Genomic DNA, 741 nt, shown 5'->3' with positions numbered 1-741 from the left:
GTGCCAATCTCGACCCCATTTATATTTCTGGCCTGATCACACCGGTAATGACCGGCGATGCGGATGGCGGCGTCAACCATCACATGGTGCATGTCAATGCCTCGGGCTTGCTGGTGGTGATCCAGCAGTATCCCAATATGTTCGAGGGCGACTGGATCAGTGTGTTCTGGGGTGATGACAAGATTCCGGTGGCGTCGAATGTGGTGCTGCAGGGGGATGTTGGCAAGAACTTCTCGATGTTCGTCGCGGCCAGCAAAGTACCGGAGGGTGTGAACAGCCTGTACTGCACGGTAACCCGGGCCGGCGGTAGCAACGGTGGTAGCTCTTTGCCAATCAACGTTTTCGTGCGCACGGAATTTCCAGGCGGGACTGACCCGGAGCCGGATACTCCAACTCATGAGAACTTGCTGGCCCCGAAACCGGTGCTGCCAGTAAACGGAATCATCGATGAGGATGTCGCGAAAAACGGGGTCAAGGTCACTATCGACCGTTATCCCAATATGCGTGAGTACGACAAGATCACCCTGAGTTGGGGTGGACAGCTGGTTGTACATGAGGTAACCGTGGCCGAAGCACAAAGCGGCTCGGTAGATATCCTTGTCAGCGAAGAGATAATACTGGCCGCAGGCGACAGCGATAAGGTGGTGCTGGTCTACCGGGTGATGGATGAGGTGCATAACAAATCCACCGGCTGGTCGATACGTGCGTTTGTGGCGGTGGAGGTCGGCACCGGCCTGTTCG

At 56.3% G+C, this 741-nt stretch carries 1 pseudogene; it reads left to right on the top strand.

Annotated elements, in window-relative coordinates:
* Positions 1 to 741 (top strand): annotated as a pseudogene (locus DM374_RS32660) (hypothetical protein); the annotation flags it as partial.

The organism is Pseudomonas huaxiensis, from assembly GCF_003231275.1.
Lineage (GTDB): Bacteria > Pseudomonadota > Gammaproteobacteria > Pseudomonadales > Pseudomonadaceae > Aquipseudomonas > Aquipseudomonas huaxiensis.
This window is presented reverse-complemented; position numbering and strand designations above follow the sequence as displayed.